General features: G+C 43.5%; 24 protein-coding genes and 1 pseudogene. 5 read left to right on the forward strand and 20 right to left on the reverse strand.

Going from position 1 to position 21,681, the window contains the following annotated elements; genetic code table 11:
• Positions 1-83 precede the first annotated feature (83 nt).
• The 3 genes from YC6258_RS23195 to YC6258_RS23205 form a co-directional block, all read right to left on the reverse strand.
• Positions 84-434: a hypothetical protein gene (locus YC6258_RS23195; RefSeq protein WP_044617885.1), complete on the reverse strand. Its 351-nt coding sequence runs from the start codon at positions 432-434 to the stop codon at positions 84-86.
• Positions 435-461: 27 nt separating this feature from the next.
• Positions 462-863 carry a hypothetical protein gene (locus tag YC6258_RS23200; protein ID WP_044618998.1) on the reverse strand — a complete coding sequence of 134 codons (402 nt, stop codon included), beginning with the start codon at positions 861-863 and terminating at the stop codon, positions 462-464.
• A gap of 78 nt (positions 864-941) precedes the next feature.
• Entirely contained in the window at positions 942-1,256 is a 315-nt protein-coding gene (locus YC6258_RS23205) for a DUF6572 domain-containing protein (RefSeq protein ID WP_044618999.1), read from the reverse strand.
• 333 nt (positions 1,257-1,589) lie between these two features.
• On the opposite strand from YC6258_RS23205, the pseudogene YC6258_RS31435 reads away from it, so the two are divergent.
• A pseudogene (locus YC6258_RS31435) lies at positions 1,590-2,113 on the forward strand (IS91 family transposase); the annotation flags it as partial.
• A gap of 264 nt (positions 2,114-2,377) precedes the next feature.
• Here the strand turns inward: YC6258_RS31435 and YC6258_RS23210 are convergent.
• The 6 genes from YC6258_RS23210 to YC6258_RS23235 form a co-directional block, all read right to left on the reverse strand.
• Positions 2,378-2,971, reverse strand: coding sequence for a hypothetical protein (locus YC6258_RS23210; RefSeq protein WP_169749017.1), 594 nt, complete (start codon positions 2,969-2,971; stop codon positions 2,378-2,380).
• On the reverse strand, positions 2,961-3,140 hold the full coding sequence (locus tag YC6258_RS31440; RefSeq protein WP_052830528.1) for a DUF7668 domain-containing protein: 180 nt from the start codon (positions 3,138-3,140) through the stop codon (positions 2,961-2,963). Before YC6258_RS31440 ends, YC6258_RS23210 begins: the two co-directional genes overlap by 11 nt.
• On the reverse strand, positions 3,140-3,340 hold the full coding sequence (locus tag YC6258_RS23220) for a hypothetical protein (protein WP_044619001.1): 201 nt from the start codon (positions 3,338-3,340) through the stop codon (positions 3,140-3,142). The genes YC6258_RS31440 and YC6258_RS23220 overlap by 1 nt, the downstream gene beginning before the upstream one ends.
• 63 nt (positions 3,341-3,403) lie before the next feature.
• Positions 3,404-3,943 carry a hypothetical protein gene (locus YC6258_RS23225; protein ID WP_144407729.1) on the reverse strand — a complete coding sequence of 180 codons (540 nt, stop codon included), beginning with the start codon at positions 3,941-3,943 and terminating at the stop codon, positions 3,404-3,406.
• A gap of 92 nt (positions 3,944-4,035) precedes the next feature.
• Positions 4,036-4,524 carry a hypothetical protein gene (locus tag YC6258_RS23230; RefSeq protein ID WP_044619003.1) on the reverse strand — a complete coding sequence of 163 codons (489 nt, stop codon included), beginning with the start codon at positions 4,522-4,524 and terminating at the stop codon, positions 4,036-4,038.
• Positions 4,525-4,858: 334 nt separating this feature from the next.
• Positions 4,859-5,440: a hypothetical protein gene (locus tag YC6258_RS23235; protein WP_044619004.1), complete on the reverse strand. Its 582-nt coding sequence runs from the start codon at positions 5,438-5,440 to the stop codon at positions 4,859-4,861.
• Positions 5,441-6,050: 610 nt separating this feature from the next.
• On the opposite strand from YC6258_RS23235, the gene YC6258_RS23240 reads away from it, so the two are divergent.
• Entirely contained in the window at positions 6,051-6,926 is an 876-nt protein-coding gene (locus tag YC6258_RS23240) for a HEPN domain-containing protein (protein ID WP_044619005.1), read from the forward strand.
• A gap of 144 nt (positions 6,927-7,070) precedes the next feature.
• On the opposite strand, the gene YC6258_RS23245 is transcribed toward YC6258_RS23240, so the two are convergent.
• The 5 genes from YC6258_RS23245 to YC6258_RS23270 form a co-directional block, all read right to left on the reverse strand.
• Positions 7,071-7,520 (reverse strand): hypothetical protein, encoded by a 450-nt coding sequence (locus YC6258_RS23245; RefSeq protein WP_044619006.1) that lies wholly within the window; start codon positions 7,518-7,520, stop codon positions 7,071-7,073.
• Positions 7,521-8,252: 732 nt separating this feature from the next.
• Entirely contained in the window at positions 8,253-8,996 is a 744-nt protein-coding gene (locus YC6258_RS23255; protein ID WP_044619007.1) for an ABC-2 family transporter protein, read from the reverse strand.
• The gene (locus tag YC6258_RS23260) at positions 8,986-9,711 is read right to left on the reverse strand and encodes an ABC-2 family transporter protein (RefSeq protein WP_044619008.1); all 726 of its coding nucleotides are present in this window, start codon (positions 9,709-9,711) and stop codon (positions 8,986-8,988) included. Before YC6258_RS23260 ends, YC6258_RS23255 begins: the two co-directional genes overlap by 11 nt.
• Positions 9,704-10,627, reverse strand: a complete 924-nt coding sequence (locus YC6258_RS23265) for an ATP-binding cassette domain-containing protein (protein WP_052830530.1) — start codon at positions 10,625-10,627, stop codon at positions 9,704-9,706. The genes YC6258_RS23260 and YC6258_RS23265 overlap by 8 nt, the downstream gene beginning before the upstream one ends.
• On the reverse strand, positions 10,620-11,156 hold the full coding sequence (locus YC6258_RS23270; RefSeq protein ID WP_342670661.1) for a DUF6875 domain-containing protein: 537 nt from the start codon (positions 11,154-11,156) through the stop codon (positions 10,620-10,622). The genes YC6258_RS23265 and YC6258_RS23270 overlap by 8 nt, the downstream gene beginning before the upstream one ends.
• 677 nt (positions 11,157-11,833) lie before the next feature.
• On the opposite strand from YC6258_RS23270, the gene YC6258_RS30410 reads away from it, so the two are divergent.
• On the forward strand, positions 11,834-11,980 hold the full coding sequence (locus YC6258_RS30410) for a hypothetical protein (protein WP_169749018.1): 147 nt from the start codon (positions 11,834-11,836) through the stop codon (positions 11,978-11,980).
• A gap of 250 nt (positions 11,981-12,230) precedes the next feature.
• Positions 12,231-14,057 carry a hypothetical protein gene (locus tag YC6258_RS23275; RefSeq protein WP_052830531.1) on the forward strand — a complete coding sequence of 609 codons (1,827 nt, stop codon included), beginning with the start codon at positions 12,231-12,233 and terminating at the stop codon, positions 14,055-14,057.
• 35 nt (positions 14,058-14,092) lie between these two features.
• Here the strand turns inward: YC6258_RS23275 and YC6258_RS23280 are convergent, their stop codons facing one another.
• The gene (locus tag YC6258_RS23280) at positions 14,093-14,332 is read right to left on the reverse strand and encodes a helix-turn-helix domain-containing protein (RefSeq protein WP_044619010.1); all 240 of its coding nucleotides are present in this window, start codon (positions 14,330-14,332) and stop codon (positions 14,093-14,095) included.
• Positions 14,333-14,474: 142 nt separating this feature from the next.
• On the opposite strand from YC6258_RS23280, the gene YC6258_RS23285 reads away from it, so the two are divergent.
• Positions 14,475-14,759 (forward strand): helix-turn-helix domain-containing protein, encoded by a 285-nt coding sequence (locus YC6258_RS23285; protein WP_281176376.1) that lies wholly within the window; start codon positions 14,475-14,477, stop codon positions 14,757-14,759.
• Between the two features lie 428 nt (positions 14,760-15,187).
• Here the strand turns inward: YC6258_RS23285 and YC6258_RS23290 are convergent, their stop codons facing one another.
• The 5 genes from YC6258_RS23290 to YC6258_RS23310 all read right to left on the reverse strand — a co-directional run bounded on the left by YC6258_RS23290 (position 15,188) and on the right by YC6258_RS23310 (position 21,496).
• The gene (locus tag YC6258_RS23290; protein ID WP_044619012.1) at positions 15,188-15,634 is read right to left on the reverse strand and encodes a hypothetical protein; all 447 of its coding nucleotides are present in this window, start codon (positions 15,632-15,634) and stop codon (positions 15,188-15,190) included.
• 72 nt (positions 15,635-15,706) lie between these two features.
• Entirely contained in the window at positions 15,707-16,174 is a 468-nt protein-coding gene (locus tag YC6258_RS23295; RefSeq protein ID WP_044619013.1) for a hypothetical protein, read from the reverse strand.
• Positions 16,175-16,323: 149 nt separating this feature from the next.
• Positions 16,324-16,965 carry a LysE family translocator gene (locus YC6258_RS23300; RefSeq protein WP_044619014.1) on the reverse strand — a complete coding sequence of 214 codons (642 nt, stop codon included), beginning with the start codon at positions 16,963-16,965 and terminating at the stop codon, positions 16,324-16,326.
• 481 nt (positions 16,966-17,446) lie between these two features.
• Positions 17,447-19,075 carry a M28 family metallopeptidase gene (locus YC6258_RS23305; protein WP_044619015.1) on the reverse strand — a complete coding sequence of 543 codons (1,629 nt, stop codon included), beginning with the start codon at positions 19,073-19,075 and terminating at the stop codon, positions 17,447-17,449.
• A gap of 687 nt (positions 19,076-19,762) precedes the next feature.
• Positions 19,763-21,496: a potassium/proton antiporter gene (locus tag YC6258_RS23310; protein ID WP_044619016.1), complete on the reverse strand. Its 1,734-nt coding sequence runs from the start codon at positions 21,494-21,496 to the stop codon at positions 19,763-19,765.
• Positions 21,497-21,681: the final 185 nt, after the last annotated feature.

The raw sequence follows: 21,681 nt of genomic DNA on the forward strand, positions 1-21,681 counted from the left end.
TCCGTAACTCGGGCATTTAACGCTTCCGTTTGCGGTTGGTTGGCGCGGAGCAGAAACCAATCCGAAACACGGTTTTGTTAGTTTTAGTCCACCCACGCCGCAGACTCTAAAAATTTACAGTAACGAGCCGTTGCTCCTGCATCCAATATACTACCTTCTCTTTCCCTATGAGCTTCAACTCGGAGAAAATAGCCTTCCAGTATTTGGAGCGCGTTTAGACGAGCAATATCTTTTAGAAAATCTGATTCCAAATCAATATCATCAGTCACTATTGCCGTTAACTGCTTTAGCGCCCAAAGAGCCGACTCATCATCAAAAGCCTCTTCAGTCATCCAATGATCTAGTTCAACTTTTACATCTAGATCAGGGCAAAGCTCTTCCGAATACAAGTTCGAAGAAATAAGTAACGCTGATATTAGGATAAGCTTCTTCACATTCACCTTCAAAAACTAACGCCCGCTTCAGCCGATTGTCGGCTGTAAGCGTTTGTTAAGTGATTTTAATTTACTGCCCGTAAAATAGGCAGAAAAAAGCACAATAAAGCCAACACCTATATTTGCCAAATAAATAAACACTGGCACTGATGGTTCTGCACGGACAAGCCCAATAGGCACAAAGACTGTAAGCCCGCACCCGGCCCAAAGCGCCGCTACAAAAAACGCGAAATAAACGGCTTTTACATAGCCATTTTCTGATGCGTAGAGAGCTATTGAGGCAGCCACTAGTAACAGCGGTATAATCAATATCAATACCGGCGCATAGATGGTCCATAAAAATGTGGGAATAAGCGCCGCTATACTTCCGCCAGACATGGCGCAGACATATGAAATTACTTCTTTGGCGCTAGAGTTTTCTTTCTGCATGGTGTCACTTAACGCCGCCAACAGCGGCCGAGCGTAGCGAGGTCCAGCCAGCTTTGCTGGCGATGCTGCTTGGCCTTGTTAAATATAGACTTCGTGACCAAACTGGAAACCTGCTTGATTAATAACAGTGGCACACCGTGAAAAGAACTCCTTAGCTGTAAGGCTTGGTTCATACTTGCACACCACATTAATTTTGAATTCTTTTCCCTTTGAGTTTGGGTAAGTTTCGTATACCTCACCAGATTCAATGAATGCCAAGTAGGTATTAATCTTTTCTTGGAGCAGATATAGATGCTCGTCATCCCATTCCAGATGATCTAAAATCGTAAGCACGACGATACCGTTTTCATTCACTGCAATCACGTCAACTGAATCTTGATCTTCGATGCTCATAGACATTTAACGCCTAAAACTGCGGACACGACGTGGCCCGCAGCTTTGTATTGTTAGAATTGTGCATGACCGGAAAGCCACCGAACTTTAAATAACAATTGCCACCGGACCTTGCCAATTCTTTGGTAACTTGGCACCCAATTCAACAGTTGAATGCCACTCGATTTAACCTTTTGTACCGTAGCGGATACAGCTACGACACGGAACTTTGAAATTGTAACTTACTTGGTTGAAGAACCAATTCTAACGCCTAAAACTGCGGACACGCCAGTGGTCCGCAGCTTTGTATTGTTAGAGTTGGTATGACCGGGAAACTGCTGAACCTTAAATTGTCACCGGGCACGTAAAGAATGGCACAAACTGAAGGGCAATTATCTGTTTAATGGCCGGGCGCTGGCCAAGGTATTTCGGGCACGGTTGTTAACGCAATTGAGAGACGCTGGACTGGCCTTGCCAACAACACCCTCGCAGTGGGTCGTTCAATGCCAGGACGTCGGGCGCGGTGAAAGTGCGTTGAAGTATCTGTCGCGTTATTTATATCGCGGTGTTCTCAGCAATCACAATCTGTTGAGTGACGATGGTCAACAGGTGACGTTCCGGTATACAGACAATCAAACTCAAACGGTGCAAACCCGAACCCGGGTGAGGATTTTCTGCTGTTGCTACTGCAACACGTGTTGCCAACCGGGTTTAGGCGCGTACGCGATTACGGTTTCCTGCACGGTAATGCCAAAGCGTTATTGCGTGTGAACCTTTCGAGGATTGAGCCGATTAAGCGAGCGTGTTTTCTGTGTCCGTATTGTCAGCAGGCGATGGTGATCACCAATATTACGAGACGAAAACGACCACCAGGATAACAAGTTCTGCGTACATACAGTGCCGATAAGTCACCTGCAGAAGAGGACTAAAGAAACGATGGGAGCCGTGAAAAAAATATCACCGACCGGGTGAGGCTGGTACTCGGCTGAAGAAAAGTGACGCGGATACAGGCGTCAGGAAAAGAGAAAACACTCAACGATATATTCCCTATAAATAAGAAGGCAGACACTGTGGACCGGGCTTGTTCAACAATGGAATATGTCGCGGCTATCGCGCGACATATTCTTATTTGTTAGGGATTTTTACCCGCCGAGCCGGTCATAATTATAGCTAGACTTGTTTTCATATATTACTTTTATTGGTGGAGCTTCACACCCTTGGAACTTTTCAAAGTTAATTGATAGATCTCCAGCTTTTGGTAGTTCTTTTGACCACAAATACAAACACATTCCATTTTCGGAAAGTGGTGACCATACAGAAGACGGTAGTAGCTTTTCATTACCTACCAATAAATAGATATCTTCAATTTTACATACTTTCTCTTTTGGTATAAAAATTACTGATAGATTCAATTGCTGGTCAGCGAACTTTGCTTTTCCAATTGGAGCCATACCAAATAGGAAATATGTTGAACCATTTGTTGCCAAGGGTTGATTAAGAAGAACTGATATTTCAATATTATTTTGACATGAATAGGTCAATATTTTTTCACTATCTTTCCAGCCAGCCGCAAAAATATTTTGTACATGCGCTTCATTTTTTAAATAAGCACAACCAGAAAGAATGCTAGCCAACAGAAATATTGCAATTCTCATAGATTCCCTGACGCCAAGCACAGCGGCGCGAGCTAGTGAGCGAACTGTTAGGCGCTGTAGCTTGCAAGCACTAGGGGACATAAATAAGCCCAACCGTGAATTTTGGATTTTCATCTGTCTCAATCATATTACCCGTTAGAACTAGATCGCTAGCGCCTTCTCCCTCGGTATACAGGTCAATCAAAACTTCCCAGTGTGGGTCCATCCATTGCGCGCAAGATGTATCCCATGTTTCTTCCGGAAGCTCCACTAATGATTCGCCATAATCCCTGACTCTCGGTTCTGGGAGGCAATATCAGGATCAACTGGCGCGACACCAGATACTCCTTTAGAGAGCGCAAAATCACCTTTGGCAAAGAACTTTACGACTTCCCGAAAAATTGGCCGCCAATTGCTCGCAATTGGATGAGCCGACTCTTCATCTTTAATAGCTAATTGCTCAATAATCATGATTCTCGATCGCCTAACGTTTTGCACAGGGGCGGAACGTAGTTTTGTCACTTGCTGCTAATGTTATGTGTATAGCCGCTTCATTTCGTTTAAGGTCTTTACCGCATTATTAAAACCAGAAAATAGCATTTTTGAATAACCAACTACGAAAAATCCATTACGCCTATTGTTTAAATCTAGTAACCTATTTGCGGTATCGTCAGCCTTAAAAAATGTGTCAATTTCGTCTTGGCTGATTTTTAATTCAACACTTAAACCCTTATGCCTAGAGTACAAGGTTTCTTCCTTAATCGCTCCAACTTTGCACCATGGGACATTGAGCCACAATGTATCGCCTCCAATTTGGCAGTTGGAAGGAAATTTCATTCCTTTTGAGTCTGCCGAGAAGTATAAATACCTTTTCCTATTGGCAGGTTTTAGGGAAGCAAAAATAAACAATGCTCCAATCACGCCAATAAACCATCGCAAAAACAGCCCATCGCTGCCAGAGGATGAACTGCGCATTGTTGCAAGCAAAATGAGCATCACACCAACCGAAAAAAAGCCGATGCATATCAATTTACTTGCCCATGCTGGAGTCATATATTCGTATTTAGTTTCCATGGCACTTTTACGTGATCATGCGGACAAATAACGCCGCAAGCAAATGCGCGCGTTAGCGCGTCCAGCCCGCAGGGCGATTTTGCCTTGCCTTGTTAAAATTCATCGCGAGCACGATATATAATTGAAACGGGCTTTGAAGTTCTCGCAAATTCAACCATTGCATAATCCCGCTGACCGAATGCTTCAGGCGTGGGATCACATAATCCTGGGTTTGTGGTAGTTACTTTAGTCGCCTCTAATAGAATCGTTTCCTCATTCTCTGAAACGCTGGTGATTTCAAGTGATGAACATACCGATATAGTTGTAAGTATAATTGCGACTTGATTGGATTCGAAATCAGGATTGGGAGTCTCTCCAGATATACTTGGGATTGTTTGCCAGATATCGGTAAACCTCTGTTGATTGTTAGCAACAAGCAACTGTCCTCCTTCTTGATCGGTCTGATAGCCTTGAGAGACGACTACAAAATCTATATTTACAAAGTCATTCAGGTTGTCATTGAAACTCTGGGCATTTGAATCGCTACATGATGATAGCAACATGCTGCCTAGTGATAAGAACAATACAGCAAAATACTTCATTTGAACTCCTTCCAGATTTTAACGCCTAAAACTGCGGACACGACAGTGGTCTGCAGCTTTGTATTGTTAGAACTAGCATGACCGGGAAACTGCTGAACTTCAAATCACAATTGCCACCGGACTTAGCCAATTCCTGACTACTTGGCACCCAACGACTGAAGTTAAATGCCACCTGATTTTACCTGTACACCGTCACGGATTTGTCGGTGCCATAGAATGTTCACTTATAAAGTGAGGAAAAAATTCTAACGCCCCGCACAGGGGCAGACAAAAAAGCGCAGCGTTTTGGCTGTCCCAGCGACCATAGGGAGCGATTGCTGCGGCTTGTTATAAATCACCTCTCTCCCCTGTATGCTATATTACCTTCGTTTATACCTAAGTCTTTACGCATTGCGTTTAGCATTGAATCTGCTTTTCCTCTCATTTCTTCCCATGTTGAGTCAGAACCTTCGTACATAATAGGAATGAAGAAATCGATCATTTCATTATATTTATCTAAAACTTCTTGGCATGAGATAAGCGAAATATAGCCATAAGCTTTATTTCTATTCAGTGCAAAAGAGTGCTCTACATCGGGATTTATAGATTTTTGCTTTGAGCTTGAAACAGCCTCTAACTCTCTGAGTATTTCGGAAACAATATGAATTACATCTTTATAGATGGAGAGTTTATCAAAGTGACGTGTCAGTTCTTTTTGCTTTAGCGTATCTATTTGAGCCTTAAGATCTTCTAAGGCTGCCTCATTTTTAGTTTTTAATTCTTGAAGGCTCTGCTCATGCTTGGCTCGTTCATCTTGCAGCATACGCTTAGCCCAAATGCCTCCCAGCCAATGAGAAAATGCCCCAAGTAATAATGCGCTTCCACCCAGTGAGGCGATGATTGCTGTAGCGATTTTTAGTATTTCTTCGATGCTCATAGTGATTTATAACAGTTATTCCACGTCATCTGACAAAATATCCAGAAGACGCTTTTTCCTGAGCAGCTAAACTCACTCAGCCTCATCAAATCCCATCAACATAGGCTCACAGCCCATTTCTGTCAATTTCGCTCGTTGGATATTCGGTCTGGAGACGCAGTATCCAGAAAAATCGGTCGCCTGCAGGCCACTGAATTCATGGCTTTATAGAATATCCATGATACTTAAAACCAGACAAGTATCGTATTTTCTGCTCTTTATTCCGGATATTATGTCTTCAGACCGAATATCCAGCGAATATCTGGATACTGAGTTTTAAAGCATGATTATTTATAACATTTATCGCAAAAAAATAGGTGTTATTTTATACACACTGTTTATGAATACAGTGTCTTGTAAATCATGCTAATAGGGGCGTGTAAAATGCAAACAATCGATACCCTAAAAACAATTAACAACGCTGTTATTTGTCACAGGCTCAATCACTGGTTTCGCCCCCCATGCACCCCTCCAACCAGCACTGCCCATACCCGGCCAATCTATAGACATTCCGGCTATCAACCCTCACACTAAGCCGCTTGTATGTATTCAAGAATTTGTCACTATCACCATGAAAACCGGCCTTGATCACCTGCCGAAAACCAAGCAGCACGAGCTCCAGACTATCTCTACCATTCTACGTGATACTCTGGAGGATTTTCTGCAAGGCAAGACCGGGCGTAGAACCGAGTACCGGATTTTGAAAATCATTCTCTTTGGCAGTCACGCCAAGGGTACCTGGGTGAATGATCCCGAGAATGGTTATATCAGTGATTACGATATTCTGGTGGTGGTGAACAAGCCGACGCTGGTGGATGAGGATATCGTCTGGCAACGGGCAGAAGAACAGATCGGCCGAAAGGTCACTTCTGCGCCGCTGGGGTTGATTGTGCATGACCTGGAAGACGTGAATAAACGCCTGCTTCAAGGTCATTATTTTTTTAAGGATATCCGTGAGGAAGGCATTGAGCTGTTTTCGGCAACTCCCAGGCCACTGGCACTACCGGGAAATTTAACTGAAGCGGAACGGCGCGAGATTGCGCAGAAGCATTATGATCAACGGATGACGAAGGCAGAAAACAGCTTTGTAAAATTCCAATTTTCATTTGAAGCATCAATGATTGATGAAGCTGCATTCGATCTTCATCAGACAACAGAGCGCCTCTATTCCTGCGTACTCCTCACCTGCTCCAACTACCTGCCCAAAACCCACAATATCGAAAAGCTACAACATTTTTGCATACAGATTGACCCTGAGTTCACTGGTATTTTTCCCCTCGATAGCAAATTTCATCGACGCTGTTTCCGCCGTTTGCAACGTGCCTACATCGACGCTCGTTATTCGGAACATTACGAAATTACAGAAGAGGAATTAAAGTATCTGGCATCGGAAGTGATCAAACTGAAAGCACTGACAGAAAAGGTCTGTCAGGCCAGACTGGTTTGACCAGACAGGTCATTCTGCACTCCTGTAGAGAATTTTCTAAACGTTTAACAAAAGGACCGTTATCTGAAAATTATCAGCGCCATTTTAATGCTATATCTATTTGCCTCATTTACACAGGCAAGTTTAAAGTACTTTTATAACACCTTAAGTATCGGTGGAATACTCATTAATCTCTGCCCAAAGCGCTTTGAAATTGCCGTAAATATCCTCATCAGCTTCATATAGGGCTTGATGGTTGGCGATATATTCGATGTCTTTAAACAAGTCAGGAAGAACAGGCAAGACATAATCCGGTTGTTTTTTAAGCTTAATCAGTATTAACTCCAAAAAAGCACTGGCAGCATCTGAACGTTCATAAAACCCGAAATCACCATTGATCACATAATCACGAAACCCAAAGATGTAATACTGGAACGGTTTTTTAGGCATCCAATAAAGATCTTCAGACAACATGAGCACGTGACCCTTGTACTCAGGCAACATCTCCGCATTACTTTTACCGATAAAAATATCATGGGCGTGTAACACATCGAGATCTTCAATGAGACCTGATGGAGATTCAATCCAATCTTCTTCAGTCGGTATTTGGTTCATCTGGAAAACAATCCACGGTTAAGTCTGTCTATCATTTTTCACATAAATCTTATGAAATTTTTTGAGATAACTCATTGGCAATACAACTGGACCTATAGTTTATTTCATCGATAGACAGGTTGAGTGAATTATACAAAAAATCTGTACATTTCCAGTGATCCATCTCAGTTTCACGATAGTCACCAAAGAATATATTATGATAACCCAGCCAAGACATCTGTTGCTCAAAAAATTGTCTGTCACTGATATCAAAGTCTTTCTGATAATCCTCTTTGCTAATAGAGCTATGGTGGATAAATCGCCTACCGGGCAAGTATTCTTCACAGAACGTTTTATACTCCGAAGTTTGCAGAATAAATTCATGCCATATTTCGTCGACTTCCGCGCACACAGGTAGCTGCATAGGTGGAAGTACAGATGCCATAGTTATATATTTTATGAATGTATTAAACAGGTCACTGTAGTGTTCTTGTGGAAAAATATCTCTCTGTATCAGCCTACTTTCAATAAGGTTATAATATTTTTGATTCTCAAATTGCGTTATTTCTATGGGGCCTCTGAAAAATAGGAATAGTTTTGATGCAGGCGAGGAAGCACCACTCGCAACACCGCAGTTTACTGGCGTAAATGAGGATGTGAGACTGGGGCTGACAACGTCCTGCGCGAAAATAGTCCATTTTTCAGAGGTTCCCTATAAACTCTTCTAATGATAAAACCCGCATACCAACCCCTTTAGTTTGCACTGTTATAACGATACATTAACCATAGCCAGGCTTTTTTCTGAAAAAAATACAGTATTAGTGTAATAGTGAGAAATACGGAGAAATCTTGAATCGTTGGGTGCGTTATTAGTTCTATCGGTTTCCATATCAACAACCCCAAAGGAATAATAAATTTAATAACAATACTAAAAGGATCAGGAAAGTGTTCTGGTTTGAACTGAGCGAGGGCAAAGATGTTGACAAATATAGCGTTTAATGGCCCCGGATTTACTTTGCCTGCCAGTAATGATGAAATAGTTATAAGAACGGAAAAAAGTATTATATTTATCATTATCAGTAGAATACAGGTTTTAGTTACCGAATATATATTGATATCTGGTATTCCATAAATCACCAGTACAATTCCAACAATAATGTTTAAGATATCTTTCACCGAAAAACTGTCCAGGCAATAATATATTTTTGTATTAATTGGAGCTAAAAAATATCTATCAAGCAAGCCCCGTCGAAAATTGACAGGCAAGGCCAAAAGCTGGTTTAAATAAAACGTCCTTGAAACTCCAGTGAGCAATCGGTGCATACCCAACACAAGAATTATTTCGGAACTTCGGACCTTTAGTATATCTCCCATTAAGATATTAAGAAAAAAGTATAGAGCTACTACTTCAATAACAGCTCCTATTAAGTAAAAGAAAAGCTCCAGTTTAAGAAACTGAAAAGTTTTTATTTGATGTAAAATGAGATTAACTGCCATATGCCATATATTTCCTTTGAAAAGCAAATTCTAAATATTTGGATATTGCATAGGTTGCTATTAATACTCCACCTTGTGCGGCAACCAGGGTGGATGGTAAATCGGATAGGACAAAGACTTTTGCCGGAACGTAAACATAGTACGGGAATGGTGTAAACAAAAGAATATTTAAACTCCAGCTGGGCAGATAATCCAGGGGAAACATCGTTCCTGATAATGGCAGAAGCAGAGCAAACCAGAATGAAATTACTCCCATGCTCTGAGTAGTCCAGGCAGAAATTAAACCCAATATAATTGAAATATTGAATTGTATCAGTACTGAGAGAAAAACAGATGCCAATCCGGACACTATGCTTAGGTGTTCATATTCAAACCCCATATAGATAACCAACACCAATACCACTAGCAGTGTTGGTATAACAAAAATCAGCATGGCTATTCTGGAAAGAAAATAGGTGTATCGAAAATTTCGAGGAATAATTAAGATATGTGAAACCTGGCCGGATGAGACATCTCCAGCAAGTTGATTGGCTGTCCACCCATTGACAATTTGTGAAATAAAAAAAACGAGTAGATAGTATGTTGATATACTTTCAGATCTTACAACCACAGCAGATATTAATGGCAAAAGTCCGTATAACATATAAACGATGATATTGACTTTATAGGTCAGCAGTTCTTTAAGCCGCAAAAAAATATAAAGTAAACTATGCATGATCAAGATTCTTGGTTGAAATAATATCCATGATGGATTGTGAGAATGTCTTTTCTTCCTGTCTTATTGAAATCACCCTGATTTTGTCATTTTTTCTCAGTTTATCAATCTCTTCTGGAATGTCTGAAATATCGCAGATTATTTCATGAAGTGTCTCATCCATGCTGTTCTCGTAGCTGATTCTATATTGCGAATCTGAAGAACGATTATTTACAACCTCGGAAAGAAAGTCATTAAAAACAACCTGCCCTTCAGACAGCCCTACCATTCTGCTGCAAGTATGACTAATATCTTCCATATTATGTGAGGACAGCAGGATCAATGATTTTTCTTCTTCCTTTACCAATCGTATGTACTTTCTGAATGTCAATTGTGTTTCCAAATCCAAACCAATCGTTGGTTCGTCGAGCAGTAATATTCTTGGTTTGTGTAGTAGTGACTTAATCAGCTCACATTTCATTCGCTCTCCAAGGCTTAGTGCTCTAGCCTGTTTTTGTAGTAAATTCGTTGCACTGAATAAGTCTGCTAGTTTTTCGTATTGTAATATGCAGCTTCTTTTCTCTAATCCATATATATAACCATGAAGTTTAAATGAGTCACACACTGGCAAATCCCAGGTTAGAGAATCTTTTCGGCCCGACAGGAAAGCAATTTTAGAAAGAAGGGATTTGGTTTTCTTAAAAGGATCCTCACCCAGGATGCTGATTTTTCCTGAAGACGGATGGAGCAGTCCACAGATTAACTTCATCAATGTAGTCTTACCTGCGCCGTTATTGCCAACCAGACCAATAATTTCAGGAGAGTCGAAGGCCAGGGTTATGTTTCTAAGCGCAGATTTTTTTACTTTTTTTGATCTGAAGAATCCGCTCCGATAGCTGATCTCGTAATTCTTACAGAGTCCACGTATCTCAATCATTAATATATTGACTCGACTTTTCAATCATATAGTTGAATGCTTCCTCAGAATCACAGGACAAAAGATCATCAGTGGTTCTGCCATACTTCTGATATAAAACATCCTGTAATGAAGGTTTTGAATTGGATAAAATTTTTGAAAACTCTTCATCCAAAAGTTGCCAATCAGGCCTGCCAACAGTCTCTCGAATTGAAATAAAACGACAAGGGGAGATTATTTGGGATTTTTTGCGTTGAGTCGTTTCTAATTTATTCTTGATAAACTTACCAAACATCAAAGATTCGCTTGTATAAGCTACCTTTAGTATCCAATACACCCAGTTGACAAGTTCTTCAGGAGATTTCCACTCGCCGAACAATACATTTGTAACATAATAATGACCGATTCCTTTTTCGCGGATTAAGGTTCTAATACGCTCTGCCTCTTGAATACATATTCTCAAAAAGTCTCCAGCCAGAAAGTTATTGCTTTCAAATGATAAAATCCTGAAGGTTTTATTATCCATAGAGATGGTTGTATAGGGACAGATTTTTCTGTCAGCTGGTTGCTACGAAAACCGTCTGAATGAATCATGTAGTGACATGTGACATGTGACATGTGACATGTGACATGTGACATGTGACATGTGACATGTGACATTGTCCTTATGTTTATGACATCCATCTTTAATTGCGTTTAACACCATATAAACCATAAGTGCAACTGAAGCAAATAATCTACAAAACTTATTTACCTTAAGATACTCCATCATCGGCAGAGTTAGATCTATCTGCATTAGGAGTGCAGTTCCAAGATTTCTGGATTTTTTCTTTCTTTAAAAATTCTTCCCACTTCTGAATTTCCTGACCTGTAGATGGTGCTATTTACAAGTCTCCATTTGATCTGATTTGTACAATAAGGTGTGTCTGTAATTCGCAACAAGCGGAAAGCAGTTTATTTAAGTCATTTTTTTCCAACAATACACCAAAAGTACTAGAGGCTATTCGGTTTTATTTATCAACCTGAGTTGGTAACCACATCATGACAAAACCCAGAGCCATCATACCGTGATAGTTTCCCGCCAATTTGCCATATTCGGTTAAAACCAGCAGAGCGGGTTGTACGAGTCCTGAAACAACTACAACGAGATACCCAAACAGATACGCTTAGACAATGGGCCGGAATTGATCTAAGCAACGTTGGGTGATGAGTGTGGAGAACACGATATTGAGCTGTATCGCATACAATCAGGCAGCCAACGCAAACTGCATGCAACTGTTTTATATTCTCAGTGACCCGGGTATGGAAGACTCTCTCCATGGAATCAACGGCACGCGCTGTGCAGAACCATTCAATGAAAAGACGTTTGGTTAACATAGCGTCTTTTTCCAGGCAGGTCAGAATACCACCATCTGTAATGCACCACTTCACTATAAAACTGGACTTGGGTCTTATTTATAAAAAAAGCCTGACCAGTATCCGAAAATACCATTGAATATAACAGCCCGAATAATTAGCCTCAGATCCATAGTAGTAAATTATCATAATAGCTTTCCTTGGATGTATTGGTTATGGAGAGAGATCTGTTATGAAGAGACATATGGATTAAATTAAGGCATATGTGATGCATATATATTTTTCAAGAAAAGACAATAGCCGTTATTTGATTCGGGTATTGTTGCTGGCTTCGATGGTATTATCCTTGACCAGTTGTAACATTTCAGTTTCAACTGATTCTGGAAACACCTCTGAAAACGGCAGTTCATCAGACACTAACAACAATGACGCCAGTACCTCCAGTGGTACCAATAACGACAGTAATGACACTGACTCTTCCAATGATTCAGGAAACGCTGACTCATCTGGTAATTCAGGAAACGCTGAAGGCTCTGATACCGGTAGTGGTGGTGATAACCAGGGAGGCAACAGCGATAGTTCAGAAGACAATACCGACACTGGCAGCGCTGATAACTCCGGAGACAATAGTGATAGCGACAGTGCCTCTGGTTCAGATACATCCGGCTCTGATGATACCGATATTCAACAGTGTCAGGCCTATGAGTGGCCCGGCTATACACCGGATCTGAATTACAACTTCCGCGATGAATACAGTGATATCGATCCAAATACTTTTGATGTCTATCTGGGCTGCGATCCTTCGCTGGTTGCCGGTTATAAGTCATCCGGATGGTACACATTTATCTGGGGATATAATCGTAACCCGGCCATTACCGATGCCGATATTGACCGTGTATTGGCCAACCTGAATGAGGACATGGCCTATACCAGAGACGTGATGGGCTGGCCACCGGATAAACTGCCCCGTGAAGGGTATTACAGTAATATCTATTTATACGGTTCCGGACTGTGCACTGATAATGCCGCCAATACCGAAAAAGGCGGTTGGCAAAGCGGCATTAATGGCTACCCTATGATTCTGCTGTCTTATTATCCGGTGATCACACCAAGCGAACGCGGTGGTATTACTCATGAAGAAATTCATGCAGTCATGGCATCCATGCCCTCTGGCAAAGCAGCGTGGTTTAATGAGGGTGGCAACACCTGGCTGCAAATGAATATGGAAGCCTCCAGAACCGGACAATATGGTGTCGGATTCCTTGATGGCGCACCGTTCCTGGCGCCGCATATGCCGATTGAAAACTACAGTGGCTGGCTACAGGACGGCACCTTTGGTGGTCCAAATGCTGAAGGTGTAAATCGGTTTGTGAATGGCCAACAGGTATCTACCTGGCGTGATTACCTGGGCGGCAACCAATACAACTCGGTCTTTTCACACTTCCTGTCGCTGTACGTTTCCACTGGAGCCAATGCCTGGATATGGAGTAACGGCAACTACAACCATATTCTGGAGACTCTGGCTTCCGGTCTTGGTGAAGAACAGACCCGCGATCTGGTGATGGAATATCGTGCGCGTCAGGCCATGGTTGACTTTGGAGCGTGGACAGATGCCCTTAAAGTACCGATCAATAACAACTGGGGACGCACCATCGGTGCTGAAGCAATCAGCGGAGGCATTCTGCAACAACCGACGCCACACAAACTGACCTTCTATGCCGATTCCGACACCGTCGGCAGTGTAGTGATCCCGGCGACTGATACCCTGCCAGGCTGGTCCGGTGCCAATCAGATTCCATTTGTCACTAATGGCGATACCGTCAAGATCAAGTTCGACCCACAGGATGAAAATATGCGTCTGCAGCTGGCTTATCGTGCGGCAGACGGCTCGGCGGTCTACAGCAAACCGGTGAGCAGTGGTGAGGTCTGCCTGACACTCGACAAGCCAGCCAAAGACGGTACCGTCGTTGCGGTAGTGAGCAACGTGGATTACTTATACCAGGGAGAGTCGTCACGGAGCAGGAAATATAATTATCAGCTTGAAATGGTCGAAGGCGTATCCGGCACTGCTGACATCTATCAAAGGCATTACTGACACCTTCCAGCGGGCGCCATCCGGCGCTCCTGTCATCACGACTTATAATCTCCCTTACAAAACCTGCTCTTGCCGTTGTTCAGCGCATCCGTCAGGCCAACGATATTGATATATCGTTGACGACCGATTTTAATCGTCGGCAAGGTACGCTGTTCTACCCACCCGCGCACCGTATCAGATGACACCCCGACATACTCGGAGAACTGTTGCTGTGATAGCACCGGTGGCAGGGGGAATATGTTTAAGTGGATATTATCGGGTAGCTGCTTCCTCATGACTAAAGCGATCCATACTGGCTATATGAAAAGAACTTGATACTAAGTATTCCTTAGTATCTGGTCAACACCAAAACTAAGAAAATCTTAGTCCTGAATCAGATAACAAGAGATCAGGACTATCGATACCTTCACCAGACGGCTGAAAGAGATTCGGGAGCGCAAGAATATTTCCCAGAAACAATTGGGTATTCAGGCTGGCATTGACCCATCATCTGCCAGCCCGCGAATGAATCAATATGAAACCGGTAAACATCGCCCCGACCCCAAGACAATCGAGAAACTTTGTGAAGTTCTTGGCGTTCCTGTTGCCTATCTTTATTGTGAGGATGATGGTCTGGCACAGATCATTGAACACTATTCACGACTCACCAAAAAGGATAAGGAAAAAGTCCTAAAAATAGTAAGTCAGAATGCCAAGTCATAAATTTTTTTAACCAGCTTATAATCTTATTATCGGGAGGGAAATAGTGAATATTCCTTGTTTCAGATCCGCCGTATATACCTCTCTACAGGTTCAGATGCGGCATCCATGCTGAAACAAGCAGTATCCATTTTAAGCTGCTATAGCAGCTCTATTTTTACTGACGGGTGTAATAATTATTATAAAAACCATTCAAGTCATCTGAAAAATTAATGGTATTGATTAGCAATATAACCAATATAACCAATATAACCAATATAACAGCACACCATCTTAACCATTGAAACTCACTCCAACAACAGATACTACCCGACACCGTATATTTATCAGCACAAGGACTTTTGATCATGACCCTATCAAGGAAGTGAAGCCACGCGTTATTATCACTGCTTATAGGACAGTAGTGACACGGTTAGTATCTTTGATTGCTTTCAATAGCTTTTTTCCCATTTCTCGCCTTGCATTGACATAAAATCGCCTCCCAACTTCCAAACAAGTGTTTTGCTATCGTTCGTAGTTGATATATATGCGCCTGCTGGCACCAGTCTTAAAGTACTCTTGCCAAGAAATAATCCACCTTGTTCCATGCGGCTGTCTGTAGTCTGCCGACCCTGAAATGTTCGAAATTCAAGAGATTCTGGCGCTTTGAAATAGTAGTAGTCGTCATCTTCTGCTTCCAATACATACTGCCCTTCGGGAAATAGTATTCCGTGTGACCGATTAAGGTCATACCAGACCATTGAATCGAATAACGTGACATTTTTGTTCGTATCTTGTTTTAGTTGAACGTTTCTCACTTCATCTGCTACTGGGTCTAAAGTTAACGCAGCGCAGCTCATTAAGGTAAAAATAAGAGATAAAACCAGTATGTTTTTCATATAATCCTCTAAAGTTAACGCTTTGCTCTGGGGCAATCTTATCGTAATGCAGGTTTGTATCTGACATGATTTTTATGAATAGGCCCGCTCATGAACCAACTTGTACTCTTTGAATGTGTCGTAAGGAAACTGACCTTTGCGGTGTTCCTTGTAACTGTTTTCTGACATCATATCTCGTATCTTCTCCATTTGACGTAGTATGCAAATGGAAAATAGTTTCAATTTCACTTCAAATTCAAGCGTTTCAATTTTTGGTTTTTCATATGTATTGATTTGGGTGCATTCAGTGATTGAAACCAGTACTTTGTGTTTTTGTTTGTGATTACGCCTGATGGACCATTTGTACTCGCCGGGTTCATCGTACCAAATAAATTCGGATTCATTACCACCTTCCAGTAACTCAATCATGCTATTGAGCAACACCTCAATGGGGTTCTCAAAAATATGCGTAGGCCCCATTTCATAAATTTTCCCTTCAACATAGATAAAGCAGGTACTCCATCCATGATTTTCAAGAAAATAAAAAAAAATCAATCTCATCAGGATATTTCATTATCTATTTCATCTGGATTCAAGACACCCAAAGCAGTAGCCAGTCTAAAAGACTGCCTCGATGCTATTGGTTATTGTGATGTGCGATTTGCTCTGTACCAGAGTAAATACATAACCAATATAACAGGACATCCATCTTAACCACTTTTCATCAAAGCCAGTTTTGAACCAAAGCCAATAAAAACTGCGCCCGTTATTGAGTTTAGCCATTTCTTAAAGCGAGCTGAGTTGGTTACGTGTTTCACTCGGTTGAGTATTAGAACCATTGAAGAGAACCAAAGTAAATTAACCAGTGCATGAGCGGTTACCAGTGCATATGAATTGATCGGGTCTTGGTGCACAGGAATAAATTGTGGAAATGCGGCCAGGTAAAATAAGGAGACTTTAGGGTTCAGCACGTTGGTCAGAAAGCCCTCGAAGAAGGCTTTAAAAATTGGCATGTCAACTATTCTGTTTTCTGTCGATAGGTGGATTCCGTTTGGGTGACTGCTTTTTATGGCGGAGTACATTGCTTTTATGCCGATCCAGATGAGATAGGCCGCGCCGAGTAATTTGATGATTGCGAAGGCTTGAGCGGATTGAACAAGCAGTAGAGAAATGCCCAGTATCGATAGAGTGCCATGCACGTAAAAAGCGCAAACAAACCCGCCAACGTTCGCAAAGCCAACCTTTTTACCAAACAGGGGAACATTTTTGGCGATGAGAAGACCATTAGGGCCGGGAGATATCACAAGCAAGGATGCGACGGCCATAAAAGCCAGAATATTACCGATGTCCATATTTTCTCCGTTATAAGTTGATAGGGGCATTGTTGTCAGCTAAAGCATGGAACATACCCGCATGAGGTGGTCCGATCATGAGACGATGATGGTGCCAGATCATTATCGGACTACGGCTTCATTTTTATTAACCCGGCAAGTATACCTGTCGGGTTAATAGTGTGATGCAGGGATGCACCAAGATGTCGGACCACACCATTGGCTGTAGCCAATGCGAGCCCTGATAAATCAAGCGGTTCGACGATTCGGGGTTTCGCGCAACACCGCCAGATTTCTCGGGACGATCTATTTAATTGCCAGGTTAATAGAAACGCCGGCCTCTGCCGTGACAGGGTTAGACTGCACTGACTAAGCCTGCATTTTGAACATGAATGGTTAAGGATGGCAATAGGTTTGTTGTTCTGTTTGATTCTCAATGACCAATTTGTAACAGCGTGGTGTAGCGGCACCCGGGTATCCGGGTGCCGGTTCTGGTGCTGGATTATTTAATCCAGTATTTGCCCCAATGGGATTTGTCATAGCTGACTGAGGATTTCAGTGTCAGGTTCTGTGCGTTGAGATCCGGCAGTTCGGAGTTGTCAATTTCTTCATCGATGGCACTGGTGCTATTCGCCAGCACGGCTGTCACGTAGGCGATGGCATCGGCGTTGACTTCGAGTGCGCGTTGATCGAGGTTGGAGATATCGTCACAGGAGCTATGGTAGCAAGGGTCAAAAGCGAGTCCGGCTTCGCCGCCATACAGCTCTGCCTGTTCTTCGGTTTTGATTTCTTCAGCACCAGTAAACAGACCACCGAAGGCTATGCCTTCTTCGAAAAACTGTGCATAGTCAGAGCGGAAGCTGATTTCACTACCCTCAAATGGCAGCCCGCGAATGTTGAAATATTGCTCGAACAGTGCTTCTGTTGCCGCTGACCCTGGAGGTCCTTCCAGTTCAAAGGCTGACCCGTCGCCATCATAGATGCCATAGTAAGCATTCGGTGAACCGATCATATCGAAGTTCAGGTACACTTTGATTTTCGCCAGTTCTTCGGGTTCCAGACCGAGTACATATTGTGTGGATCCAACGAGGCCGGCTTCTTCGGCTCCCCACCAGGCGTAGCGGATTTTGTTTTTGGTGTGGGCGTTTTTCAGCAATAATGCCATTTCCAGAATGCCGGCACTGCCGCTGCCGTTGTCATTGATACCGGGTCCTGCAAAGACAGAATCCAGATGAGCGCCGAGAACGACGACATTTTCGTCATCACCCCATTTGCTCTCGGCAATAATGTTGTTTACGGATCTCATTTCGCGTAATACATCGACCACCATTCTGAGTTCCAGGCCTTCAGTTTCTGACCAGGCAACACCATTTTCGTAGGTAGCGAATAAGACCGGTATGCCACCGCTGTAATCAGAGCTTAAGGTTGCGTTTATTAGTCCGGTACGATCATCGCTGTCGCCCTGGTTAAAAATAATGGCACCAATAGCACCGGCTGCTGCCGCATTTTCGGCTTTTTGCTGGAACGCACAGCTGCCACGCTGGATCAGTGCGATAGCGCCGGGTTCAAATCCGTCGAAATCTTCTGCCTCACAACCACTACTGGAGGCATTTCCTTCACCCAGTTCGAGATCAACTGCCATCACCGGGCCGGATACATCGCCGGCTTCGGTCTGTGACAGATAACCAAAATCCTCATCCCAGACATATTCAACCGCTTCTGGTACCAGAGCAATCAGTGCTCCATCTGCAATTTCATAAAAGGCATTGAAATCAAAGGGTAATAATTTAACGTCATAGCCCACCGCCGAAAGGGTATCGGTAATATAACTGACTGAGCTTTCATAACCCGGCAGTCCGGCAGCGCGGGTGCCCTCATGGGCATCCGCAATATTCTGCAATTGTTGCAGGTGATAAGTTACATTTTCCGCCTGCATGCAATGCGGCAGAAACAGAGGAGATGCCTTGGGAATAAAACGACATTGCCAGGGAGGCAGATCATTGTCGCTCCAGTATTTATCAATAAACGTCGAAAAACGCTGCTGATGGGATCCACCCGCCATTGCCTGTGTCGAAAGCAACAACGAACCTGTCAAGAGTACTCCCGCTACATGTAGTATCTTGCTTTGCATAGTGTTTCCTTTGTGTTTGTACAGTGATGAACCCTGAGGTATCAGGGCTGCCGAATCCTTTTTTTGTACTGCTACCGACCAAAATAGGATTTCAGCAGTTTAAATAGGCACTCAGGGAGCGCCAATAGCACAAAACCGACAACTGTAAATTAGTTCAATATGAGGAGATGAAAACGCCTGACAGTGGGGTTTTAAGGATCTAATAAATTAGTATGAGAACTAAAAAAGTGCATTATTTAAAGCAGAATTGCGACAGGAGTCGATCTATTTTTATCGCCAACAATCGTATTTGTTCCCCGAACTCTACAGTCGTGGCAATGTTATTAACATAGCAATTAAGTAGATCGTCCTGATCTCTTTAATTATCACCCCAAGAAATCTGGTGCTGTTGCACGAAACTCCGAATCTCCGGACCGCTTAATTTCCAGGGGCTCGCATTGGCTATGACCAATGACGAGGTCCGACATCCCCGACATATATACTTGCCGGGTTAACAGAGACGCTCTGAATCATGTCGACGAGGAAGCCAGGGCAAGGCATAAAATCTATGCTGACGGCGCTGGTATTATTAAAAAACACCTGAGATCACAGGTGTGCAATAACATTTAATTATTTTGTGCTGACACAATAGTATGTGTCGTTCTTGACTGCTGAATATCCTAAGGTTCTGGATATCCGCAGTTTTTCTCATGGCTTAGGGCGAAGCTTTAATCCCACAGAGATAATATGGTTACCGTCAGTTTCCCTGACGATCAGGCTGACCAGACCCAACCGGACCTGATCACCCACGACCGGTTTATCATGAAACTGTCTGGCGATGTATTCCGCGACCGTCAGATCAGTATCAACCGGCTCTATGCTGAAACCATAGGTGTGTGCAATCTCTGCCAGCCTGGCATCCGGTCGCAACACGAACTCACCAAAAAAGTGTCCTGATTCCAGCTGTTGATCTTGGGAAGACGGCGCGAAGAAACGACTCAGGCTTTGTCTGGAACGATCAGTTGCCAGAATAACAACCGTGTCATCACCACTCAGTTTTTGTTTCGGAGTATTCTGCAGCAGTACACCCTGACGGATCACCCCTACCACCTGACTTCCCTCTTCCAGCAGCAGTCGACCAATGATGGAGCCTTCGGCATGACTGCCTTTGCCGACCGGGTAAACCAGTAGTTCCTTGTCATGCTCCCCCTTGATCAGTACGTGTAAAAACTCCGGTTCAACCGTCGTGGGTGGCAGTGCCACCTGCAGCCATTTGGCCACGGGGGCGATGGTCCACCCCTGGATAACCAGAGAAACCAGCACCACAAAAAACACCAGTTCAAAGTAAATCTGGGTGTGTTCCAACCCGGCCAATGATGGGAACAGGGCCAGGATGATAGGCACCGCACCACGCAATCCACACCAGCTGATAAAGGCCTGTTCGCGCCATGGAAAATGGAAAGGAAGCAAGGAAACGATTACCGCCAGCGGACGGGCGATAAAAATAAGTACCGCCGCCACACCCAATGCCGGCAGTATGACCGGTACCATATGTGTCGGTGTGATCAGTAAGCCCAGCATTAAAAACATTCCAATTTGGCTGAGCCAGGCCATACCATCATGAAAACGATGAATATCCTTGCTGTAAGACAACGATGCATTTCCGATCATCACGCCAGCGATGTATATGGCCAGAAAACCACTGCCCTGCCAGATCGTGGTAACGCCAAACAGACTGATGCCACCGGCCAAAGCCAACAACGGGTATAAAGTGGCCGGAAGCGATAGGTATTGCAATGCCCGTACTAACAGATAGCCACCGGTAAAACCAACCGCCAGACCCAGCCCCATCTGTCGAACCAGCTCGCTGGCAATGGTCCAGCCCTGGTTACCCTGACTTTCCAGATGCAGAACCTGCACCAGGGTGATGGTGAGAAAAATGGCCATGGGGTCATTCGATCCGGACTCGATTTCCAAAGTGGCTCCGGTCCGTTCTTTTAATTCGAAACCGGCGCTGCCTAACAGCCCGAATACCGCCGCGGCATCAGTAGAACCGACGATGGCACCAATCAACAATCCTTCCTGCCAGGACAACCCAAGTATCAGATATGCCGCAAATCCGGTAATCGCGGCTGTCAGTAATACGCCCACTGTAGCAAGAGACAGAGCCGGCTTCAGACTCACCCGAAAAGTATCTTTACGGGTACCCAGACCACCATCAAAAATAATAACGGCCAGCGCAACATTGCCGAATAAAAAAGCCAGATTGAAATCGTCAAAACGGATACCTCCCGGCCCATCTTCGCCGGCAAGCATCCCCAGCACCAGAAATACCAACAGAACAGGAGCGCCAACCCGACGCGTCACAGCGCTGGCAACCACACACAGCAGCGCAAGTATCGCCGCTCCAAATATATACTGATATGTCAATTCAATGGTCATGGTTTGGTTATCATGGATCTTATATGGATGTATTTGATGAACGCGTACCTTCTGGTCAGATCAATGGCTATCGAGCCGAAGTGGTCCCCCCGGAGTTAGCAGGTGTTTTGCGTTCAAAACAACAGCAGACGCGAACACTGTAATCACGGGGGCCACTCAGTAAAGTATCCTGTTTGACCAGGATC

This window comes from Gynuella sunshinyii YC6258 (genome assembly GCF_000940805.1).
In the GTDB taxonomy this organism is placed as follows: Bacteria; Pseudomonadota; Gammaproteobacteria; order Pseudomonadales; family Natronospirillaceae; genus Gynuella; species Gynuella sunshinyii.

What these genes read in the sequence shown, in the direction of transcription:
- YC6258_RS23200 (WP_044618998.1), bottom strand. Translation starts at nt 863, where the DNA reads ATGCAGAAAGAAAACTCTAGCGCCAAAGAAGTAATTTCATATGTCTGC.
- YC6258_RS23205 (WP_044618999.1), bottom strand. Translation starts at nt 1,256, where the DNA reads ATGAGCATCGAAGATCAAGATTCAGTTGACGTGATTGCAGTGAATGAA.
- YC6258_RS23210 (WP_169749017.1), bottom strand. Translation starts at nt 2,971, where the DNA reads ATGTCCCCTAGTGCTTGCAAGCTACAGCGCCTAACAGTTCGCTCACTA.
- YC6258_RS23220 (WP_044619001.1), bottom strand. Translation starts at nt 3,340, where the DNA reads ATGATTATTGAGCAATTAGCTATTAAAGATGAAGAGTCGGCTCATCCA.
- YC6258_RS23225 (WP_144407729.1), bottom strand. Translation starts at nt 3,943, where the DNA reads ATGGAAACTAAATACGAATATATGACTCCAGCATGGGCAAGTAAATTG.
- YC6258_RS23230 (WP_044619003.1), bottom strand. Translation starts at nt 4,524, where the DNA reads ATGAAGTATTTTGCTGTATTGTTCTTATCACTAGGCAGCATGTTGCTA.
- YC6258_RS23235 (WP_044619004.1), bottom strand. Translation starts at nt 5,440, where the DNA reads ATGAGCATCGAAGAAATACTAAAAATCGCTACAGCAATCATCGCCTCA.
- YC6258_RS23240 (WP_044619005.1), top strand. Translation starts at nt 6,051, where the DNA reads ATGAAAACCGGCCTTGATCACCTGCCGAAAACCAAGCAGCACGAGCTC.
- YC6258_RS23245 (WP_044619006.1), bottom strand. Translation starts at nt 7,520, where the DNA reads ATGAACCAAATACCGACTGAAGAAGATTGGATTGAATCTCCATCAGGT.
- YC6258_RS23255 (WP_044619007.1), bottom strand. Translation starts at nt 8,996, where the DNA reads ATGGCAGTTAATCTCATTTTACATCAAATAAAAACTTTTCAGTTTCTT.
- YC6258_RS23260 (WP_044619008.1), bottom strand. Translation starts at nt 9,711, where the DNA reads ATGCATAGTTTACTTTATATTTTTTTGCGGCTTAAAGAACTGCTGACC.
- YC6258_RS23265 (WP_052830530.1), bottom strand. Translation starts at nt 10,627, where the DNA reads ATGATTGAGATACGTGGACTCTGTAAGAATTACGAGATCAGCTATCGG.
- YC6258_RS23275 (WP_052830531.1), top strand. Translation starts at nt 12,231, where the DNA reads ATGCATATATATTTTTCAAGAAAAGACAATAGCCGTTATTTGATTCGG.
- YC6258_RS23280 (WP_044619010.1), bottom strand. Translation starts at nt 14,332, where the DNA reads ATGAGGAAGCAGCTACCCGATAATATCCACTTAAACATATTCCCCCTG.
- YC6258_RS23290 (WP_044619012.1), bottom strand. Translation starts at nt 15,634, where the DNA reads ATGAAAAACATACTGGTTTTATCTCTTATTTTTACCTTAATGAGCTGC.
- YC6258_RS23295 (WP_044619013.1), bottom strand. Translation starts at nt 16,174, where the DNA reads ATGAGATTGATTTTTTTTTATTTTCTTGAAAATCATGGATGGAGTACC.
- YC6258_RS23300 (WP_044619014.1), bottom strand. Translation starts at nt 16,965, where the DNA reads ATGGACATCGGTAATATTCTGGCTTTTATGGCCGTCGCATCCTTGCTT.
- YC6258_RS23305 (WP_044619015.1), bottom strand. Translation starts at nt 19,075, where the DNA reads ATGCAAAGCAAGATACTACATGTAGCGGGAGTACTCTTGACAGGTTCG.
- YC6258_RS23310 (WP_044619016.1), bottom strand. Translation starts at nt 21,496, where the DNA reads ATGACCATTGAATTGACATATCAGTATATATTTGGAGCGGCGATACTT.